This is a genomic window from Rhodobacter sp. 24-YEA-8, assembly GCF_900105075.1.
Classification (GTDB): domain Bacteria; phylum Pseudomonadota; class Alphaproteobacteria; order Rhodobacterales; family Rhodobacteraceae; genus Pseudogemmobacter.
Map to the genome: position 1 here is coordinate 238,135 of NZ_FNSK01000003.1, position 18,772 is coordinate 256,906.

Annotated in this window: 20 protein-coding genes; 5 read left to right on the forward strand and 15 right to left on the reverse strand. The window is 58.4% G+C overall.

The window, feature by feature from the left end; genetic code table 11:
* Nucleotides 1-114 precede the first annotated feature (114 nt).
* The 6 genes from BLW25_RS20145 to BLW25_RS20170 all read right to left on the reverse strand — a co-directional run bounded on the left by BLW25_RS20145 (nucleotide 115) and on the right by BLW25_RS20170 (nucleotide 5,603).
* A complete protein-coding gene (locus BLW25_RS20145) occupies nucleotides 115-390 on the reverse strand; it encodes a hypothetical protein (protein WP_092903472.1) in 276 nt (91 codons plus the stop codon).
* Between the two features lie 198 nt (nucleotides 391-588).
* Nucleotides 589-2,055 carry a calcium-binding protein gene (locus BLW25_RS20150; protein ID WP_092903474.1) on the reverse strand — a complete coding sequence of 489 codons (1,467 nt, stop codon included), beginning with the start codon at nucleotides 2,053-2,055 and terminating at the stop codon, nucleotides 589-591.
* 192 nt (nucleotides 2,056-2,247) lie between these two features.
* Complete coding sequence (locus tag BLW25_RS20155) at nucleotides 2,248-2,829, reverse strand: response regulator transcription factor (RefSeq protein WP_253188601.1); 582 nt, start codon at nucleotides 2,827-2,829, stop codon at nucleotides 2,248-2,250.
* A gap of 756 nt (nucleotides 2,830-3,585) precedes the next feature.
* Nucleotides 3,586-4,617, reverse strand: a complete 1,032-nt coding sequence (locus tag BLW25_RS20160) for an IS110 family RNA-guided transposase (protein ID WP_092903478.1) — start codon at nucleotides 4,615-4,617, stop codon at nucleotides 3,586-3,588.
* Nucleotides 4,618-4,710: 93 nt separating this feature from the next.
* Nucleotides 4,711-5,256 carry a transposase gene (locus tag BLW25_RS20165; protein ID WP_216279442.1) on the reverse strand — a complete coding sequence of 182 codons (546 nt, stop codon included), beginning with the start codon at nucleotides 5,254-5,256 and terminating at the stop codon, nucleotides 4,711-4,713.
* Nucleotides 5,257-5,282: 26 nt separating this feature from the next.
* Complete coding sequence (locus BLW25_RS20170) at nucleotides 5,283-5,603, reverse strand: hypothetical protein (protein ID WP_092903480.1); 321 nt, start codon at nucleotides 5,601-5,603, stop codon at nucleotides 5,283-5,285.
* Between the two features lie 489 nt (nucleotides 5,604-6,092).
* Here BLW25_RS20170 and BLW25_RS25400 point away from each other — a divergent pair, with 489 nt between their 5' ends.
* From BLW25_RS25400 to BLW25_RS20185, 3 genes are all read left to right on the forward strand, one after another.
* Nucleotides 6,093-6,344: a BON domain-containing protein gene (locus tag BLW25_RS25400; protein ID WP_366268566.1), complete on the forward strand. Its 252-nt coding sequence runs from the start codon at nucleotides 6,093-6,095 to the stop codon at nucleotides 6,342-6,344.
* A gap of 147 nt (nucleotides 6,345-6,491) precedes the next feature.
* On the forward strand, nucleotides 6,492-6,713 hold the full coding sequence (locus BLW25_RS20180) for a hypothetical protein (RefSeq protein ID WP_092903484.1): 222 nt from the start codon (nucleotides 6,492-6,494) through the stop codon (nucleotides 6,711-6,713).
* A 96-nt stretch (nucleotides 6,714-6,809) separates the two neighbouring features.
* Complete coding sequence (locus BLW25_RS20185; protein ID WP_092903486.1) at nucleotides 6,810-7,364, forward strand: sigma-70 family RNA polymerase sigma factor; 555 nt, start codon at nucleotides 6,810-6,812, stop codon at nucleotides 7,362-7,364.
* Nucleotides 7,365-7,591: 227 nt separating this feature from the next.
* Here the strand turns inward: BLW25_RS20185 and BLW25_RS20190 are convergent, their stop codons facing one another.
* The 4 genes from BLW25_RS20190 to BLW25_RS20205 all read right to left on the reverse strand — a co-directional run bounded on the left by BLW25_RS20190 (nucleotide 7,592) and on the right by BLW25_RS20205 (nucleotide 13,075).
* The gene (locus BLW25_RS20190) at nucleotides 7,592-11,101 is read right to left on the reverse strand and encodes a CheR family methyltransferase (protein ID WP_092903488.1); all 3,510 of its coding nucleotides are present in this window, start codon (nucleotides 11,099-11,101) and stop codon (nucleotides 7,592-7,594) included.
* A gap of 85 nt (nucleotides 11,102-11,186) precedes the next feature.
* Nucleotides 11,187-11,750: a hypothetical protein gene (locus BLW25_RS20195; protein ID WP_092903490.1), complete on the reverse strand. Its 564-nt coding sequence runs from the start codon at nucleotides 11,748-11,750 to the stop codon at nucleotides 11,187-11,189.
* 204 nt (nucleotides 11,751-11,954) lie between these two features.
* Nucleotides 11,955-12,257, reverse strand: coding sequence for a response regulator (locus BLW25_RS20200; RefSeq protein WP_216279443.1), 303 nt, complete (start codon nucleotides 12,255-12,257; stop codon nucleotides 11,955-11,957).
* Nucleotides 12,258-12,293: 36 nt separating this feature from the next.
* Nucleotides 12,294-13,075 (reverse strand): IS5 family transposase gene (locus tag BLW25_RS20205; protein WP_092903160.1). Its coding sequence is split into 2 segments (ribosomal slippage): nucleotides 12,294-12,745 and nucleotides 12,745-13,075, totalling 783 coding nucleotides; the frame shifts between segments, so codons are not numbered across the junction.
* A 424-nt stretch (nucleotides 13,076-13,499) separates the two neighbouring features.
* Between BLW25_RS20205 and BLW25_RS20210 the strand changes: the two genes are divergently transcribed.
* The gene (locus BLW25_RS20210; RefSeq protein WP_253188605.1) at nucleotides 13,500-14,393 is read left to right on the forward strand and encodes a glucose 1-dehydrogenase; all 894 of its coding nucleotides are present in this window, start codon (nucleotides 13,500-13,502) and stop codon (nucleotides 14,391-14,393) included.
* Here BLW25_RS20210 and BLW25_RS20215 read toward each other — a convergent pair.
* The 3 genes from BLW25_RS20215 to BLW25_RS20220 all read right to left on the reverse strand — a co-directional run bounded on the left by BLW25_RS20215 (nucleotide 14,342) and on the right by BLW25_RS20220 (nucleotide 16,548).
* Nucleotides 14,342-15,274, reverse strand: a complete 933-nt coding sequence (locus BLW25_RS20215; protein ID WP_171909670.1) for an HWE histidine kinase domain-containing protein — start codon at nucleotides 15,272-15,274, stop codon at nucleotides 14,342-14,344. The genes BLW25_RS20210 and BLW25_RS20215 overlap by 52 nt on opposite strands.
* A gap of 363 nt (nucleotides 15,275-15,637) precedes the next feature.
* A complete protein-coding gene (locus BLW25_RS24525) occupies nucleotides 15,638-15,814 on the reverse strand; it encodes a hypothetical protein (protein WP_171909671.1) in 177 nt (58 codons plus the stop codon).
* 236 nt (nucleotides 15,815-16,050) lie between these two features.
* Nucleotides 16,051-16,548: a YciE/YciF ferroxidase family protein gene (locus BLW25_RS20220; RefSeq protein WP_092903498.1), complete on the reverse strand. Its 498-nt coding sequence runs from the start codon at nucleotides 16,546-16,548 to the stop codon at nucleotides 16,051-16,053.
* Between the two features lie 283 nt (nucleotides 16,549-16,831).
* Between BLW25_RS20220 and BLW25_RS20225 the strand changes: the two genes are divergently transcribed.
* The gene (locus BLW25_RS20225; protein ID WP_092903500.1) at nucleotides 16,832-17,146 is read left to right on the forward strand and encodes a hypothetical protein; all 315 of its coding nucleotides are present in this window, start codon (nucleotides 16,832-16,834) and stop codon (nucleotides 17,144-17,146) included.
* Nucleotides 17,147-17,337: 191 nt separating this feature from the next.
* Here BLW25_RS20225 and BLW25_RS20230 read toward each other — a convergent pair whose 3' ends face one another.
* Together BLW25_RS20230 and BLW25_RS20235 are read right to left on the reverse strand one after the other, a co-directional pair.
* Nucleotides 17,338-18,099 carry a BON domain-containing protein gene (locus BLW25_RS20230; protein WP_092903502.1) on the reverse strand — a complete coding sequence of 254 codons (762 nt, stop codon included), beginning with the start codon at nucleotides 18,097-18,099 and terminating at the stop codon, nucleotides 17,338-17,340.
* 122 nt (nucleotides 18,100-18,221) lie between these two features.
* Nucleotides 18,222-18,752, reverse strand: a complete 531-nt coding sequence (locus BLW25_RS20235) for a superoxide dismutase family protein (RefSeq protein WP_092903504.1) — start codon at nucleotides 18,750-18,752, stop codon at nucleotides 18,222-18,224.
* Between the last annotated feature and the right edge of the window lie 20 nt (nucleotides 18,753-18,772).

Below are 18,772 nucleotides of genomic sequence, written 5' to 3' on the forward strand. Positions count from 1 at the left end.
GATTCATCTTTGATTGCGATCGCAACAAGGGTTCTCTCTGCGGGAATGAGGGTCTCGCGGATGCGAGACCCTTCTCGTTATACTCCGGTTGTCCCGAAGAAACGAAATCGCCGATCAGGCAACGGCGGCCCAGCCGGTTGCCGTGATGGTCGAGTAGTCATCATTGACGAAGACGACAAGGTTCAGCTCGGTGGCGCTGTCATCGCCATAAGCCTGAATATCGATCGAGAACACAGCTTCGTTTCCGTCGATGCAGACATCGACATTGTAGTCATGATTCACCGAGATGTCGCTGGTGAAATCGACGACAGTGCTGTAGTCGATGTCGACCGTTGCGGTGTAATCGTAGCTGGCGTCGAAGTTGACGTCCGAATTGTTCCAGTTGGTCATTTCGCTCTCCTGTTGAATTTACAGACCCGGCAGATCCCGGTTATCGGGTATTAATTCATAGGACCGGATATTTCAAAGACGCGAAGGTTGCATAGTACTAAGGGCGTAGTCAGGGCTCAGAGTCCCGGATAATAAAAATGCCATATACGCCGGCGACCGGGTCACCGACGTATTGAAACTTCATTTCTTTATGTGGAATTAACCGAGATCGCTGATCTGATTCCCGATCATCAGCAGATAAGACGGTGAATCGGCGTACACATCCAGGTCATCGCCAAATATATTCCGCATTAGCATTTCCGCTTGTGAGTCGCTGGCCACGCCCCTGATGGGAATTGCGGATCCGTAGCCTGGATTCAGCGTGAAGAATTCATCAAGTGTAAGAACCGAAGTTCGCCCGTCAAATCGGAAGGTGATTTCCAGATCGTCCCGGTCACAGGCGCTCCGACTGAAGGACAGCATGGTGCCATTTCGAAGCCCCATTATGGCCGGGTCGTCCCATCCCCCGCCGGGTCCCAGCAGCCGGTCGCCCTCGGCGATGCGGAAATCCTGGATCAGGTCATCATCGAAACGGCCGGTGATCAGCCACAGATCCGCGCCACTGCCGCCGCGGTAAATATCGTCGTCGTCACCCGCCCTGGTGCCCATGCGGAAGATATCATTGCCTGCACCGCCGAAGATCATGTCCCGGCCTGTTCCACCCTCGATCAGGTCATTCCCTGCGCCCCCGTCGATGCGGTCGCTCCCCGCACCGCCCAGCAGCAAATCCTCACCGGAACCGCCAAAGAGGCTGTCATCACCGCGCCCGCCGAAAAGCCAGTCGTCGCCATCCTCGCCCCAAAGACCATCTTCGCCCACACCGCCAAAGGCCGCATCATTCCCCGCCCCCGCGAAGACGCTGTCTTTGCCGTCTTCTGCAAACAGCCAGTCATCGCCGGCACCCGCGCGGATCGTATCCTTTCCCGCCGCCGCCCAAACCAGAGTGTCGCCAGTGACGGCATTGATCACATCGGCGCCGCGCGTCCCGGTCATCGTAATGAATTCAGTTGTTTCATAGGTTGCGGCCTGACCTGACAACACGACCGAGGACATTTGCTCCTCTGCGGCAAAGGCCTCTGCCTGTAGCTCTGCAGAGCTGTTCGCGCCCTCTGCCGTGATGCTTGCCGTGAACGTGGCCAGGTTGCCGCTCAACTGATCGCCGTAAGATACCGACCCGGCAGATGCCTGCCCTGACGAGGTGAAAATGTTCATTTCAGGAAGTGCAAGAGTGACCGAGAGAAAGGTCACCCCGGCCGACATGCCCGCCGCGTCACCCTGGGCTGAGACCTGCATGTCCATCTGACTCAGGCCAGCAAGATCAATGCCGATATACCCTGAAACATAACCATTTTCACCATCGGGCCCGGTGGCCGCGCCCAGGATGCTGACCTGACCCCAGGCAAAACTCAGCAGCCCACGACTGACGACGTCGATATTGATGACGGCATTAGCGAGTGTCGCAGTGCCGTAGGCGTCTGCTGCCGCTGCTACCGAAACTGAAATTGCCGTGACAACCGTTTGACTGCCTGTTGTCACGGATTCTCGCGGCACAATGCAGGAAATCGCTCGAGGCGGCAGCCTTTCGCTACAATGATCCCGACCTGAATAGCCTGTTCGAAAGCCCATGGCGTTCTCCTCTTACGCTAAAGGAATAACGGGCTGTGAGTGGTCCAGCCATTGCAATTCCGTATATACTCCTTCAGAGGTATGCCCCTCAGCGGAACCAGGGCATTCCTGGACCAGCGTTACAGACAGATCCGACATGAGCAGGTATCGGGCCCGGCGAGAGGGCAGCACCCCTATGAGCGCCAACGGATTCTATTCCAGGGTCGTGTGGCCATTGACACTTCGCTCTGCGAGCAGCGCCAACTGCGTGCGGTTCACAGCACCGAATTTTCGCATGATCTGCCGTACATGCACCTTGACTGTGGATTCCTGCAGATCCAAATATCGTCCTATCAACTTGTTTGATCTGCCCTTGCAGAGGCACTCGAGCACCTCCTGCTGTCGCGGTGTCAAACCAGTCAAAGATCCCGGGATATCCTCCGTACAGCTCAGATCTGGTTGAATCCTGATCTTGTCCTCCACGATCGCTTCACGCGGGAAAGAAATTCCGTTCCCCAAAATGAATGTCAAAGTCCTGAATGCCAGTTCCGGATCCATGTCTGTCGAGATGAACCCTCTGAATCCGGCCTTTGCGGCAGCAGTCATCTCAACCGGATCATTCAAATCTGAGATAACCAGACAAGGAACATTGGAAATCGCAAACTCTCCCAGGTCCGCAATACCCAACGCATTGCACTTCTGAAGCGCCATCCCTCCGACACTCAACACAGTCAACCCTGATTTGATCGCGTGAAGACAGCCTCCATCTGATGGATCTTCGTCGATCAGCTTCAACTTCAAGCTTTCTGCCCATGGGAGGAGAAAAGACACCAGGGCCGCGCGTCGCAGCTTTCTGGTATCCAGAACACGGACGACATCTCGGATCACACAACCACCCACCATTGACAATCTCCGCTGCATTACAAGAACAGTGGTGCTTCAAGGCAGATCGCCCTGCTGGTTCACGACTTATCCAGTCAGGAGCACCTCATACCCGATCAGCAGTATATTCTCCCGTTGGACCGTCAAAGCCCACGGAAAAATTCAAGTCGGCTGCCTCATATCGATTGCCAGGTTTTCTTTCAGATCGAGCCCTGGAATAGCCTGGGCTTGGCTCGCATATGAACCTGCCCACCAAAAGCACTGCACGCATTCTTCATGCCTTCAGCTTCAGCGGAATTTCGGCCCTCCCGAGCGTCGTATATCGAACAGCCTGTACCAGGTGTCAGCACATGAGAGTATTCCTGATATCTGCGGACGAACAGGATCGGATTCTACCTAGCAACTTCTGTGGTTGCCGCCCGTTGTGCAAGGCCTCTTCTCCTGGGGCTGGTGATCGAGTGCGGTCTTCTGTCAGGCCTGTATGTGCGGCAATTTTCAGAAGCCGCTGGCCGGGATGGTGATCAGCGAAGCGGGTCCACATCTGTGTCTCGAGCTCGATTGCTCGCAGTTGCTATCTGGTTTTCCCGATCCGGATCATTTCGATCTTTTGCCCATGGGGTCGTCGGCTTCTTACACCTCTTCGCCCTGTGCGGAATGCGTGCGCTACGTTCAGACCGTAGCGGCAGCAGGCACGGGGATCCTGTAATCCTGTTGTTTTGTCATCATGGCCCAGATGGCGCGCGCCATTTTGTTAGCCAGAGCGATCGCTACCAGCATGCGCGGCTTTCTTGCCAGCATTCGCTCCAGCCAGGAACCTTCCGGGATACGTGATCGTCCCAGCCAGTTAAGCCGCGACATCGCACCGATGATTAGGAGACGCCTGATATCCGCCTGACCTGCTTTTGTGATCCGTCCCAATCGCTCCTTCCCTCCGGAAGAGTGCTGACGCGGAACAAGTCCCAGCCAGGCGGCGAAGTCGCGACCCCGCCTGAAGGTTTTCATGTCTGGTGCGAAAGCGTCAAATGCCAGTGCTGTGATTGGGCCGACCCCCGGCAAGGTCTGCAGGCGCCTCGCCGTTTCGGCGCCATCCGCCAGCTGGTGTGCCTTCCGAGTTCTCTCGTCGATACGAGCCGTTTGCTCTGCGATCTGTTCCAGCAGGTCCCTGCATTCCTCGCGCACGAGCCGAGGGATAGCTCCTTCATCTGAGTCGAGAATAGCCTGCACGCGACCGATCTGCCTGAGGCCTGCCGGGAGGACGTAGCCGAACTCATAAAGAACAGCACGCAGCGCATTTACGAGCTCGGTTCTTTGGTGAACAAGGCGCTCTCTGGCTCGGAACAGCACAGCACGGGCCTGCTGTTGGTCAGTTTTCGGAGGCACAAAGCGCATCCCGGGCTGGCGGGCCGCAGTGACAATTGCCTCGGCATCGGTGGCGTCATTTTTCTGGCGCTTAACGAATGGGCGCACATACTGCGGAGGGACCATCAGAACCTGATGGTTGCGGCTGATCAACTCCCGCGCCCAAAAATGAGCGCTGCCGCAAGCTTCCATGGCGATGATCGCCCCAGGATATGCAGCCAAAAAACGCAGAAACTGCTGGCGGGGCACTTTCTTGCGGAAAGCTGGCCTTCCATCGGCTGTGGCACCGTGAAGCTGGAACACACTTTTGGCCAGATCGACGCCGACTATCATATCATTCATCTTACCGTCCTTTCCGTTCCGTGGAGGTCTGTGCTTCTAACGCTCGCACATTGCGATGCCGGTTGGGGAGGGCGGCAACCATCCCATCTGTGTTCATCTACTTGGCAGGGTCTGCCACGGGACGCCTGTTTTGAGGATGGCGTTTGCGATTGTGACCAGCCTGCGGGCGATAGCGACGATGACCAGCTTGTGGGGTTTGCCGCGTATTTTGAGGGCCTGTGCGACTGGCTTCAAGACGGGGTTGTGACAGGCTGCAGCCAGTGCTGCCTGGAACAGGACATGTCTCAGTGCGCGCCGACCTCCGGCGATTGCCCGCTTGCCCCGCATTGCGCCACTGTCGTGCGGGATGGGAGCAAGGCCCGTCATCGCCGCAGCTTCACCGGATGTCATCCGCCCGAGTTCCGGCATTTCCGCGATCAGCATGGCCGCAGAGACGGGGCCAATCCCGGGGATGGACAGCAGAAGCCTTGCCGTTGCCGCCGACGTTTTCTCCTGCCCGATGACGCCTTTGATCCGCTGCTCAAGGTCACCGACCTGAGCGTCCAGCATTGCCAGGAGGTTGGCATCCATACCCTCGAGATCGGCGGGGACTTGTTGTTTCCTGCGCGCCGCGATCTGTGCAGAAAGCCGTTTGCGCATCTCTACCACCTGCGCCCTGCGTGTTGTTAATGGTCTGCGGCGCAAACCGCAAGGAACTGGTCGCGTGTCAGCCCCTTAGCACCGATCGTCACGCGGTCAATCCCGGCGCGGGCGAAGTCACGTTCAGATTCCGACTGGCTGATAAAGCCATCGCCGTTGGTGTCGAACAAGCGGTGCTGCTCTTCGCAGTCGGGCACAGCGAGACCATCCGCCGTCTCGGCCTGCAGCTCCGGCGAGGTCTGTTCGGGCATGGTCTTAGGCGAGGCTGGAACATCCTCCTGGGCGAGTATGGCGGACGGGGCCGCCAGCGCGGCGATCATAATAAATGCAAATCCCTGGCGTTTCATGTCGTCCTCCTGGATATGCGGTCACTTCAGGTGATCCGGATCTGTCGGACCCGCAGGGACCAGGTGGATGCATGAACCAGCTGTTGCGCAGATTGTTCCCCATGTTGGCCAGAACGCCGCCCGTACCGCGGAACAATCCATAGATGTTCCCGGTTTGAACAAACTACAATGATCGGCGGATGCGCAGCCTGCCCTGTGACAAAAGGAGAAAATGACATGGAAAATAACTGGAAAGCGGTGCGATATCTCCGGCCCGGATTTTTCGGAGGGAGGCGATCAAACGATTTTCCGCCGACCTCCCTCGGCCACGAAGATCGTGCCGGCAATGGTGCTGCATCTATACCTGGCTTGCGGGAGTGGGATCCTGACCAACGCCACCTTGGGCGCAGAGAATGGGATCCGGGAAATTATGGGGGACTTGACCGCGAGCGCGGGCCGGAAGGCCATTCCGAAGACGTTCCGGTTTCTCGGCGCGGGCCGTTCCGGGGCATGGGGCCGAAGAATTACGTCCGCTCGGATGGCCGCATCTGCGAAGATGTCTGTGAAAGACTGACCGAAGCGGATGATATTGATGCCAGGGGTATCACGGTCAAAGCTCGATCCGGCGAGATCACGCTTGAGGGTTGCGTTGCCACGCTGAGTTCGAGATGCGCTGCAGAACATCAGGCCCTGTCCTGCAGGGGGGTAACTGATGTCCGAAACAGGCTGGAGGTCAGGTCGGGGCACAAGACCACACGCTGAAATGGGCAGCTCCGCCGCTCGCACAAGAGATACGGGGCAGTATAGCAACGGTTCCACACTGTTTCGGGAAATGGGAAATTCCGGCTGTTGTCAGAGGGGGGAACCCGGTAAACTTGCTTTCAGGGACTGGCATCATGGGTATTGACGATGAGTAATTCCGTAATCCCTTTCCCCGGTCCTGATCTGGGACGGGCTTCTGACGAAGACGATCTGGTGGAGACTGCAGGTCAGGAGCTGCTCTCGGCAGTGATGGCCCAGCCTGTTCCTGACCGGCTGCATGCGCTTGCCGCCGAACTGGGAAAGGCGCTTGATCGGCGTATGGCTGACTTTTCAACGGGCCAGAGCGAAGGATCAACCGATCCGGACTGAGCATGGCGGCGGATTACCGCCACTGTCACAGGCACTGCGGAACTTAATACCCCCCGATCCGTTTCCCTTACAATCAGAAGTGGAGGGAGACACATTATGGCCACCTCGAAGCAAATCATACCGCAGGACCCAAAGCCTCAGGACGGATCAGCTTCGGGCAAAGTGGTCGAAATGATCCCGTTCCTGCGTATCTATGCCCGAAATCTGACACGCGGCGGAACTGAGGCGGATGACCTCGTCCAGGAAACGCTCGTCAAGGCAATTGCGAATATAGACCGCTTCCAGCCGGGCACCAATCTGAGGGCCTGGCTTTTTACGATCATGCGCAACAGCTTCCTGACCGGGATCATGAAAAGATCGCGTGAGCCGGTTGGAAATCAGGATTGTGTTTCTGCTCAGGTGATCAGCTTTCCCGTCCATGACTCGCATATGGCATGCAATCGGGTGATGCAGGCGATCAGGCGACTGCCGGCCCAGTACAGAGAAGCGCTGGTGCTCGTATTCCTGGTGGGAGAGAGCTATCAGGATGTAGCGCGGATCTGCGATTGTGCCATCGGAACAGTGAAAAGCCGGATCAGCCGTGGGCGGCAAATGCTGATGGATGATCTGCAGGTTACCACTGTGCGCGACCTGATTGCCGTCAATTACTGAGACAATGCCCCCGCGCGCCCCGCGGGCTGTCCCGATTTGAACATCTGCGCGGCCCGGCTGCTTCTCTCAGAGTTTCGGCTCGGGATGCCGGTTTTGTGCTCCTCCTTATTGAGCTGATCTTCAGCCCTCTTTTTCTATTGGGCTGCTCGTCCGGCGCGCCGTTTTCAGAAACCATATCCCACTCCCCACCCCATCGCGCAGCCAAATCCGTTGCAGGCCAGCGAAGGTCAGATCGGAAGTGAGATCGTGCAGAAGACCCCATCCGATTCAACGCGGAAGGAAGTCGCTGCGTCCAGCTGGTAGGGCAATGCGCGCTCGATCAGCTCGCGCCCCTGCCCCCAGCCAGGTTCAGCCTCGGGCATGACGACACCTGTTTCACGCCAGGTAATATGGAGGCGGCGCCTGTCCTCGCCCTCAATCCGCCAACCAATATGCAGATGCCCGGTCGCACCGTTCAACGCGCCATGTTTCACCGCGTTGGTGGCCAGTTCATGCAAAGCCATGGCCAGGAGCTGCACGGTTAAAGGCCCAAGAGGAACATCTGAGGGACCATCAAGTATCAGGCGTTCCCCGGGATCGGTCCCGACGGCAGAAAGCGCGGTCCTGACGAGCGCGTCGAAGCTGAGCCTTGAGTTTTCGTCGAGACCCGAGAGCAGTCCCTGAACCCGCGCCAGCATTTCAAGCCGGTCGCGGAATCGTTGACCGAAATCCGTCATATCCCGTGCGGATTGCAGGGTGCGCTGTGCGACCTGACGCACCACCGACAAGAGATTGCGTGTCCGGTGCTGAAGCTCTCCCACCAGCACGCGCTGCCGTTCCTGCAGGCTTAACAATTCGTCCATATCTGTCGAGGCACACAGCCATTCGATGATCCGCCCTCCTGCGTTGCGCACCGGAGTGGCACGGGTCTGAAACCAGCGCCACTGGCCTGTCGATACATCCATCAATCGGAAATCGGCTTCGAACCCTGCGGTTTCCACGACCGCCCATGCACTCTGTGCCGTTTCGCGATCATCGGGATGAACCTGTTCCAGCCAGCCCGCCCCCTGCGCCTTTTCTACCGACTGGCCGGTATAAGTGGCCCATTGCGGGCTGGCCCAGGTCCAGGATCCGCCAGGATCGGCACGCCATATCAACTGTGGCAGACCATCGATCAGAACATGCAGCCGCTTTTCGCTGTCTTGCAATGCCCGCTCGGCATGGTGCGTCGCGGTCATATCGGTGAAAGTCAGAACGGTGCCGCCGATGAAATTGTCGATGCTTCGATAGGGCAGCACCCGCACGGCATAGTCGCGGTCCCGGGTTCTGTCGCTAACCATGCGGTCAATCGGGATCAGGCTTTGCAGCACCTGCCGCACATCCTCATGGATCTCGGGATAGCTGATCCGTGCCACTATATGATCAAGCGGGCGACCGACATCGGTTTCGAGCAGGTGGAACACCTCGGTCGCCGAGGCGGTGAAATTGCGGAGCCTGAAATCATTGTCGAGGAAGATGGTCGCAATCTGGCTGGCTTCCAGCAGGTTCTTGATGTCCGAATTGCTGCGCCCCAGTTCATGGATCTGATGGCCAAGCTCCAGATTGACGGTCTGAAGCTCTTCGTTCAGCGATTGCAGTTCCTCTTTTGAGGTTTCCAGCTCTTCGTTGGTGGATTGCAGCTCTTCATTGATCGACTGGTATTCCTCATTCGAGGATCGCAATTCCTCATTGGTGGATTCCAGCTCTTCAATGGTCGCCTGAAGACGCCCGCGCGTCAGCCGCAGCTCGTTTTCAATGCGCTGCACATGATCGTCGGCGCCCGAAGGTGCTGGCCTTTCAGCTTCGTCGCTGGCGGGGCCGACATGCTGAAAGACAACCACGAGCGAAGTTATATGTTCACGGCTGAGCGGTTCGATGATGATATTCACACAAGAGGCCTGTTCCTCGTGTTTGATCACCTGGCGCAGCAGTTCGACTTTCTTCGCCTCGGCAAGGGCGCGATAGAGTGCGGCCCTAAGCTCGCCGCGCAGATCGGGATGAACGAGGCTGATCAGGCTTAGGGAGGCAGCCCCTGCCAGCGGTTCCAGAAACCGCCCGATCCTTCCAGAAAAATGCAGCACCTCGAATTGCGTGTCGATCACAACATAGCCGGGGGCAAAGCGTTCCGCGACGGCGTCCGCCTGGCGGCCGATGCTGTCCGACAGTCGTGGCAGTTGCACCGCCAGAGGATCCGGCGATGCTATGGTCACGGATGGGCCGGATTGAACGCGCAGGGATGGCGGGAAATCCGGGATGACCCGGGTGGCTGTATCCAGACGGCGGAACAGGCGGTTCTTGCGGTCAACGGGCGCGAAAAGTGTCTGATGGCGGGTGACGTTTTCTGACGAGCCCAGCATCAGAATCCAACGCCCCCGCAGCGCGAAATGGAACAGGGGAATGGTGCGATCCTGCACCTCTATATTCAGATATATCAGCAAATTCCGGCAAGAGAGCAGGTCAATCCGAGAGAAAGGTGCGTCCCGGACCAGATTATGGGGGGAGAAGATACAGATCTCGCGCAATTCTTTGACGACGTTGTAGGTATCGCCTTCGCGTGTGAACCAGCGCTCCAGACGATCCGGGCGGATATGATCCGCGATGGTCGGCGCATATCGCGCGGCACGCGCCAGCCCGAGGGCCCGCGCATCAAGGTCGGTGGCGAAAATCTGGATGCGCGGCGGAACCTCCAGCGTGGCGGCATATTCTTTCAGCAGCATCGCGATGGAATAGGCCTCTTCGCCCGTGGCACAGCCCAGCACCCAGACGCGGACCATATCCCCTTCGCGCTTGCCTTCAAAAAGCGACGGAATTTCGCGCTCCAGCAGGTCGAACTCCAGAGGATCCCGAAAGAACTGTGTGACGCCGATCAGAAGATCCTGGAAAAGGCGCTGCACCTCTTCACGATTTTCACGCAACAGTTCTACATAGGCGGCAATGTCTGGCATTTGCAGCACCTTAAGACGCCGCTGCACCCGGCGCACGAAGGTGCCACGCTTATAGCCGTGGAAATCATTGCCCGTTACCTTCCGAAGCGCGCTGACGATCCCGGCGATTTTCGTTTCCACCTCTTCGGCGGTGATGCGGATGCTCTCTTCGTGAAGCACCGCGATATTGCCAATGTAGAGATCAATTTCCGCAGCGATGCGGCTTGGCGTGCCCCGGATGTCAAGAACGCCGGATGGCCCGGCCCTCTCTGATCCGTCGGCATCGCCCGGATCCCATTCCCCTATCGTCAGGCCCCCGCACTCCTTCGCGGCGCGCAATCCAACCGCACCTTCCGCATGCAGCCCGTTCAGAATGACGGCAACGGAATGGCGCCCGGCATTACGCGCGATGGAGTCCAGCATCGTATCGACAGCGCCGGCTCTCTCGCCGGCAGGCTGGTCGCGCACAGAAATGCGGCCAGCGTCCAAGGTCAGCAGCCGATCGGCGCCGGCAATATAGACATGTTCCGGCAGGAGCGGCGCACCATCCTCGGCCATCATCACTGTAAATGATGAGACTGCCGTCGCTTCAGACAGTAAGTCTTCCTCCGACGGGCGATCTTTGCCGCCAATTGCGACCAGATATGCGCCGCCAAGACCCGGTTCTGTCGAGGACAGAATTTCGAGAAATGAGCCCAGCGATTTTGCAGAGACGCCAATGCCGATAACCGCCGCAACATCAGGAGGAAGATTTTCCGGATCTTTCACCGGATCTGTCTCATGGGTGTCATTCATTGGGTATCCTGGGCGTCTCGGGCATGGCGTGTGAAACACATGTCTGAAGCGTCATGCAACGACAAAGGTTCCCGCTGAAAGTGGATCAGTGCAGCAGATCGCGCCCACGCTCTGCCAGAGCACGTTCCATCAGGTGTTGCAGCCATTTTTCCAGAGGTGGCAGCGTTTGCAGGCCCGACTGCTCCTCTATCGCAAGCAACAAGGTCGCTTCGACCAGCCGGTCGGCAGCTGCGGGGTCGGTCAGGATCAGCCGGGCCGACAGCCTCAGCTTTGGCAGGAGCGCCATCAGCGTTTGCGTATGGATCTGGTTACGCAGCAGCTCTACGGTCGCGCGGGCTTCATAGGGCTTCGGCAACCGGGCAACACGGGCAAACCGACGCGGTATCTTCGTGACCTCATGCGCCGAGTAAAAAACGAAAGGGACAGCGGCCCCCATCAGTAGATCGGCCAGCAGATAGACCTCCTGGTCCCTCAGATTTACATCGAGCACCGCAAGGTCTGCATCCTCGACATAATCAGTTGCCTCAACAACCGAAGGAAAAGGCCCGAGCACTTTGGCCTTTGCCGCGCGGAAATGATCCGCCAGTTCGCAGGCAAGGTAGTAGTCATCCTCGACTATCATGATCGTGCGACCGGAAAGGGTTTGCATCTTTAATCCGTCTCGCGGCTGGTTCGGTTGTTCCGATGCAGCGGGCCCGGCGCGGATCGGACTATGCTTGTATCACTATGAAGCAAGTTGAGATTGAAGCAACCTCTGCGGTGAATCTCAATACATCATATTTATCAAAGGCTTGACTTACATTCATTCCGAATCTGCGGATATCCGCCTGCCGGAATCTCCTCTTCAGGCCACTCAAAGGTTGATAGGCTTCTCCAGACGCGGGATTGCAGCATATGCCTGGGGCAACAAAGCCGTGTCGTAACCTGTGATAAAAATGAAGGGGATCGCCGCCGCGACGAGGTGATCGGCCAGGGGAAAGACCATCTCCCCCCGGAGATTTACGTCAAGCATCGCAAAATCCGGGGTGACACCGGTCCGCAGACCTTCAAGGGCCTCGCGGACTGTCGGGAACGGGCCGATCACCCTGGCGCCCGCACGCTGCAGAAATTTTGTAAGATCGGCCGCCAGAAGATATTCATCTTCAGCAACCAGCACCGCTTTTCCGAGCAGGGTCGTCAGGAGTGAACTAGGTCATGTTGACAAATGGCGGATCCATAGCCTGATGCAGGCAATGTCTATGACACCTAGGAAGCTGTCTGCGGTCTTGTCGTAGCGGGTTGCCAGCCTGCGACTGTTCTTAAGCTTGTTGAAGCACCGCTCGACCATGTTGCGTAGCGTGTAGATCGTCATGTCGACCGCCTTGCGCAGCTTGCGGTTCTTTCGCATCGGTATCATCGGAAGAGCATTGCGGCTCTCGATGTCTTCCCGAATTTTATCAGAGTCATAGCCCCTGTCCGCGACAAGAACGGCGGGCTGTGGCAGATTGTCAGCCATCACCAGATCGTAGCCGGTGTAGTCTGAATCCTGTCCGGGCGTGATTTCGGTTCTCATGGGGAGGCCAGCGCCGTTGACGCGGAGGTGGATCTTGGTCGAGAACCCACCTCTTGAACGGCCAAAAGCCTCTTTCGGAGTCCCCCTTTTGCGCCCGCCGCATGATGATGGGCACGGATCACGGTGCTGTCGACCATCTGCAGTTTGTCTGGCGCAATCCCCGCGTGGTTCAGCGCGTCCAGGATATCCTCCCACAGTCCGGCCAGAGTCCAGCGCCGGAACTGGCGATAGACCGAGGACCACTTGCCGAACTCTTCAGGCAGATCCCGCCACGGCGCGCCTGTTCGCGCTATCCAGAAAATTCCATTCAGAACAATACGATGATTGGATGGCTTGCGCCCATTCGGGTGTCGGACGGCACAAATGAACCCCTCGAAGAAGGCCCACTCATCATCGGATATCAGGTTGCGTGCCAAGTTCATCTCCCACGTAGAGATGAGCTTGAATCACAGGGCATCGATCAGTGGAATCCCTTTTGTCAACACGTCCTAAGGTCTGCATTCCGCATTTGTGACTATCCTCCCGGGGACCAGGATCAACTACATCAGGCGCTGCTGCCATAGCCGAATGCAGCAATCGCGCGAGGCCTCCGAATTTGCAACGGGCCGGTCCCTGAAGGGACTGGTCTTGGCAGGAACTCCCCACGGGTGTCCCCTCCGCCAGACAAAACGGGCGAAAGCCATGCATGTTCCTGACCCCAAGGCGGTCCGGCGTATGCGCGCTGGAACAACGGCCCGCGATCCTTGTTCAGCAGAGCATCAGCATAGCGGAGGCCGTGACATGAGCCATTCATCTGACGAAAACGAGACCCCCACAATAATCGCCAATGCGCCCGGGCATGACAAAATCAACGTCGGAAACGATGTCAGGCAAGCGGGCAATGGGTTTGACTACCCCAGACCGCCCTTCCCCGAACAAACCCAGGACCTGCCCGGGAGTTTTCGCAAGATGCAACCTCGACCTGATCATGGTGAGGAAAGCTGGGTCGGTGCGGGACGGCTTGCAGGGAAGGTTGCGGTCATCACCGGCGCAGACAGCGGCATCGGCCGGGCCGTTGCTATTGCCTACGCACGGGAAGGCGCTGATGTGGTCCTGGCCTATCTGAGCGAGACCGGGGATGCGGAAGACACCGCACAACTGATCCGCAACAGCGGGCAGCGTTGTGTGACAATCGCTGGCGACATCGCCGACGCTGCGCATTGTCGTGCGATTGTCGGAAAGGCGGTCGCGGAATTTGGTCGGATCGACATCCTTGTGAACAACGCGGCGCATCAGGACACTTTCGATGCGCTTTCTGAAATAACAGATGAGGAATGGGAGCGAACCTTCGCCGTCAACATCCATGCGATCTTCCGGCTGACAAAGGCCGCAGTGCCGCATATGGGACGCGGCAGTGCCATCATCAACACAGCCTCCATCAATGCCGACATGCCGAACCCGACGCTTCTCGCCTATGCGACCACCAAGGGTGCGATCCAGAATTTTACCGGCGGTCTGGCGCAGCTTCTTGCCGAACAGGGGATTAGGGTAAACTGCGTGGCGCCCGGCCCGGTATGGACTCCCCTGATACCGGCCAGCATGTCCGGTGACAAAGTGGCCAGATTTGGAGCGAATTACCCGATGAAGCGCCCCGCACAGCCGGTTGAACTGGCTTCGGCCTTTGTCATGCTGGCTGAGCCGATGTCGAGCTATATCTCGGGCGCGACAGTGGCGGTGACCGGAGGAAAGCCGCTGATCTGATCCGGCGGCGGCGCGAGGCCAGAGGATCGGAGCGTGAAAACGACCCCATCGGGCTCGAATTTCAGAACCGCTTCGCCTCTGAATTCATGCCGCAGAGCCTCCTCGATCAGCTCACGTCCAAAGCCGCTGGTTTCAGGCTCGGTCACCGGCGGACCGCCCTCTTCCCGCCAGGTCAGTTCGAACTGGCCACGCCGCTGGGTCCATTCAATCTGAACCCGCCCATCGTCATTCGACCAGGCCCCGTATTTTTGCGCATTTGTTGCGAGCTCACCGAGTGCAAGGCTCAGCGCAAAAACCTGATCAGCCTCGATCATGACCGGGCGGCCCCGCATGATCAGACGGTTTTCCGGCAGGCTGCCCGCAAGCGCATCGGCGATCAGCGTGCGGATATCGAGAGTACCATCGATATCCGCGAGAAGCGCGCGCTGTGCCTGATCAAGCTGGCAAAGGCGTCTGACCACTGCCTCCTGTGCCACTTCGGCCGAGTTGGCCTGGCGAAAAGTCAGCCGCACGATTGCGATGGCTTTCGCATAGGCATTCTTGATCCTGTGTTGCAACTCGCCGTTCAGGATACTGCTGCGACGGGCGGTTATCACCTCACCCGTGGTCTCTATCACAGTGTTCAGGAAACCGGCGATGCTGCCGTTCTCATCGATTATCGGGCTGTAGCAGAAGGTGAACCAGCCATATTCGGGGCCATTGCCCCTCTCGATCTGCAGTTCAAAATTACGGATAAAGGTCGAGTCCCCCTGCAGGGCCTTCCTGGCTATCGGACCGATCTCATGCCAGGCTTCGGCCCAGATCTGACTGAAGGATTGCCCGAGACATGGTGTCTTCTGACCGAGGATCGGCACGAAGGCGTCATTGTAGATCGTGATCATCTCTGGCCCCCAGCACAGACATTTGGGGAAATCTGACCGCAAAATCAGGTCAGAGGTGATGCGCAGAGCGACAGGCCAGCCTGAGCGGGGGCCAAGTGGTGTCTGGCCCCAGTCAAAATCACGAACCTGCCCGCTCATGGCCAGATTGATTCTGCGATCCATAGAGGTGAACCCGCGCTTGAAGTCAGCCTTAAATGTCGTTTGTGTCGAAATAATTGTTCCCTTGCGCAGATGAATCAAGATTAAAAATCGGGTCACGGTGCGGCGCTGAAAAGGCTCGCGCTGACGATTGTTCAGCGCCGCACTGCACGGGGTGGGAACTGCGGCCCGGCACGTCGTAAGCCGGACCCCGGAACGCATCTGTTAATCCTCGGGGGTCGGTATCGGCTTTGGATTCCTGGGCCCGGGCTTTGCTTCGCCCATGTCGTCGGGCTCTGAGCGTGCGTCTTCCATATCGGCGGGATAAGTCTCGTCATCATCGATCGATGGTTTGGCTTCACGGCGTGACAACACGCCCTTGTTGCGGGTTTTGACAGGCATGGACGATCCTCTCTCCGATGATCTGTTGTATTCGTGCCCGTAGCCGCTCCACAGTTTCCGTTAATAGGCACGCCGGATGCACTGAACTCTGTGACCCCAAAGCCGTGTGGCGCCAGAGCGGTTCCCACGCCCGGTTGCAGCGAGGATCGGCTACGGCTTTTCGTGGGCCGGTCTCCGCACCCGGCGGAGGCCAGCGCTACTTTTCCTGCAGCCGTCAGGGAGCGGCGACGGCGGTCTCAGGCGGCGGCAAGCGCGGCCTTGTTGACATAACCATCGGCAAGCTCCGTCAGGGTGCTGTCGGTGGCCTCTTCTTCGGTCAGCGTGTTTTGCAGGATCTTTGCAATCTCATCCTGTCCGAGCAGTTCGGCCCAGTTCCGCAATGTGCCGTAGCGGGCCATTTCATAATGCTCGACCGCCTGCGCCGCAGCGATCAATCCCGCATCAAGCGCCGGCGAGCCTTTAAAGCTTTCGATCACCTCTTCGCCTTCATCAAGGATCCCTTCGATTGCCGGACAGGTCTTGCCACGGGCGGGCTTACCCAGAATTTCGAACACCTGCTGGAGCCGCTCGACATGGATCTGGGTTTCGTCATGGTGCTTTTCAAATGCGGTTCCTAGCTCTGCCGACTGCGCCGCCCGCGCCATTTTAGGCAAGGCTTTCAGCACCTTGCGCTCGGCGTAGTAGACGTCTTTAAGAAGATCGAGGAACAGATCATCTAGTGTCTTCGCTTTCATCGGTCTCACTCCTGTTCAGTTTGATCGGGATCAACCTCAGGAACAGATGGCGAGACAGATTGTTCCGGCGCTTCCCCATCATCCGCAACTGGTGGCGGAGGATTGCCGTTCAGATGGATCACCGTACTTTCGCCGCTGCGCAGATTTATCCTCATGGCGCCGCCGTGAGGTTCGCGCGGCAGTATCCCGCAAGGCGAGTTACGGCCCATGCTGTCCTTTATGGGAACATTGCGGCCTCTGTTCCGATTGTAACGCCAGAGATCTGAACAGGAAGGAGAAGGCCATGTCCGCGCCACATACCAATCTCGAGAAGCAAAGAAAGCGTCACTGGGCTCCGCTGCTGGGGATCGCTGCCGCCACTCTGTTTGGTGTCCTGCTTATCGTATACTGGATCGCCGAAGAGGTTGTCGAAGCCGATCCGGAAACCCCTGCCGGAATCGAGTCCGGAACGGTAAACGAGCCAGCGCAGTCGGCTATACCTGCCGAGGCCATCGAGCCAGGCGCTCAGCCGGGGGAGACCGGAAGCACGGTGAACCCGCCGACCACCCGCGAAAGCCCGCCCCTGCCCAATGCACCCGAAGAGCTGACAACCGAATAGTCATCGCCCGGGCCTGTGGGAAGGTGCTGCATCATGTCGGCCAGAGATTTTCGGCGGAATCTTCGATCCCTAAGGGCACCCGGCTGAAGCTGACACACCCGTGTATCGAAGTCTGCGGCCTGCTTCTCAGCGGGCCGCAGTGCAAAGCAGTGAAGAGCAGATGGGCGTCAGGCGCCTTTTATGCGTGTCGTTCAGCTATCAACCCCACTGGCGCTCGTCGCGCCTGTTTCATCACCGGTGTCACGAATACGAAGGTTGTTCTGGACATGCCTTATCCCTGAACATTGCTCGACGGTGTCTTCTGCGGCGCGTTTCGCATATCGCGAGGATACCTGCCCGCTGAGGGTGACTTCTCCATTCGCAACATCAACGGAAATGCCACGCGCATCCACGGCATCCGCGTCGGCCAGCCGATCGCAGACATCATCCCGGATCCGCTCATCGCTGCGCTTGTAATCCTTGGGGCCATGACCGCGAAATCCCCTCTCTGCCGGCTCATCCCGGCCCTGCCCCTGGAACGCAGAATAGATTCCGGGATCATAGCTTCGGGGAGGAAAGCCGGCGACATAGGGGGGATAACCGGCGCTTTCCCGGAAGCTGCCCGCAGCCTCCCGATCACGGCGTGCCTCATCACGCCAGTTCCGGCCATCCTCATCGTATCTGCGTTCGTGACGGGCGAAGCCGAAGGCGTGGCCGTAATCCTGCTGACCGTAATCCTGGCTCCCGTAGTCATCATGCGCCCTGCCGGGCGCCCGAACATAATCACGCCGGTCCTGATCCCATTGCGAACCGGCGCGAAAACGGGTCTCGGCCGCATCTTCACGTACATGTGGCTGATCATATGCGCGGGGCCGCCAGGGCGTCGTGTGCTCATCGCGGCCGCCACCGTCTCTCTCATAGCGGGCCCGGTTGCGCTGATCGTCCTGGCTCTCATCATAGCGCCGATTTGCCATTCGTCATTCCTCCTGTGTTGTGCGGCACTGGGCCGGTTTCTGAGGCCTTTGCGCAGATGGCGATCTCTGCGCGCATCCGATGAACCTCAGGGCTTGCGATTTGTTCCTGTCCGGAGCGCGGCCTATTCGATAACCGCACAGGCCAGGCGGTCGCCTGCATTTCCACTGGGTTGACTGCGGTGATCATCGGCGCCGGCATGCACCATGAGCGCCCGCCCCCTGATCGAGTTTTCACCAGCGCCAAGAGACACATACGGGTTGAAAACCTGCACCCGGGCGACGCCGTCTGCATCGGTATGGATATTCGGCATATCCCCCGCATGAGGGCCTGTTTCCGACAACACACCATGCGCCAGATTGGTGGGATTGAAATGGCCGCCGGCGGATTCATGGGCGCTGTGGGGATCGCATGTGCCGGTCTCATGCACATGAAACCCCAGCCAGGCATTGGCGGGAAGGCCGCCAAGGTCGAGGTCGATCAGAACGCCGCCCCTGGTGCCGGTGAGGGTCGCAGTGCCGGTCTCTGTGCCCTCGGTGTTGATAAATGCCGCACGGCTTTCTTCGGCCTTCGTTTGCGGGGCTTCTGTCTGAGCGAATACTGCCAGCGGCAGAGCAAAAGCCGTGCAAAGCAGAGTGAGGGCAATGGGTTTCATAGGACGTTCCTCCATGTGAC

Bases quoted from the DNA above. Each gene is read 5' to 3' on its own strand.
- BLW25_RS20145 (WP_092903472.1), bottom strand. From the start codon at position 390: ATGACCAACTGGAACAATTCGGACGTCAACTTCGACGCCAGCTACGAT.
- BLW25_RS20150 (WP_092903474.1), bottom strand. From the start codon at position 2,055: ATGGGCTTTCGAACAGGCTATTCAGGTCGGGATCATTGTAGCGAAAGG.
- BLW25_RS20160 (WP_092903478.1), bottom strand. From the start codon at position 4,617: ATGAATGATATGATAGTCGGCGTCGATCTGGCCAAAAGTGTGTTCCAG.
- BLW25_RS20165 (WP_216279442.1), bottom strand. From the start codon at position 5,256: ATGCGCAAACGGCTTTCTGCACAGATCGCGGCGCGCAGGAAACAACAA.
- BLW25_RS20170 (WP_092903480.1), bottom strand. From the start codon at position 5,603: ATGAAACGCCAGGGATTTGCATTTATTATGATCGCCGCGCTGGCGGCC.
- BLW25_RS25400 (WP_366268566.1), top strand. From the start codon at position 6,093: ATGGGGCCGAAGAATTACGTCCGCTCGGATGGCCGCATCTGCGAAGAT.
- BLW25_RS20180 (WP_092903484.1), top strand. From the start codon at position 6,492: ATGAGTAATTCCGTAATCCCTTTCCCCGGTCCTGATCTGGGACGGGCT.
- BLW25_RS20185 (WP_092903486.1), top strand. From the start codon at position 6,810: ATGGCCACCTCGAAGCAAATCATACCGCAGGACCCAAAGCCTCAGGAC.
- BLW25_RS20190 (WP_092903488.1), bottom strand. From the start codon at position 11,101: ATGAATGACACCCATGAGACAGATCCGGTGAAAGATCCGGAAAATCTT.
- BLW25_RS20195 (WP_092903490.1), bottom strand. From the start codon at position 11,750: ATGCAAACCCTTTCCGGTCGCACGATCATGATAGTCGAGGATGACTAC.
- BLW25_RS20215 (WP_171909670.1), bottom strand. From the start codon at position 15,274: ATGATCACGATCTACAATGACGCCTTCGTGCCGATCCTCGGTCAGAAG.
- BLW25_RS24525 (WP_171909671.1), bottom strand. From the start codon at position 15,814: ATGCCTGTCAAAACCCGCAACAAGGGCGTGTTGTCACGCCGTGAAGCC.
- BLW25_RS20220 (WP_092903498.1), bottom strand. From the start codon at position 16,548: ATGAAAGCGAAGACACTAGATGATCTGTTCCTCGATCTTCTTAAAGAC.
- BLW25_RS20225 (WP_092903500.1), top strand. From the start codon at position 16,832: ATGTCCGCGCCACATACCAATCTCGAGAAGCAAAGAAAGCGTCACTGG.
- BLW25_RS20230 (WP_092903502.1), bottom strand. From the start codon at position 18,099: ATGGCAAATCGGCGCTATGATGAGAGCCAGGACGATCAGCGCAACCGG.
- BLW25_RS20235 (WP_092903504.1), bottom strand. From the start codon at position 18,752: ATGAAACCCATTGCCCTCACTCTGCTTTGCACGGCTTTTGCTCTGCCG.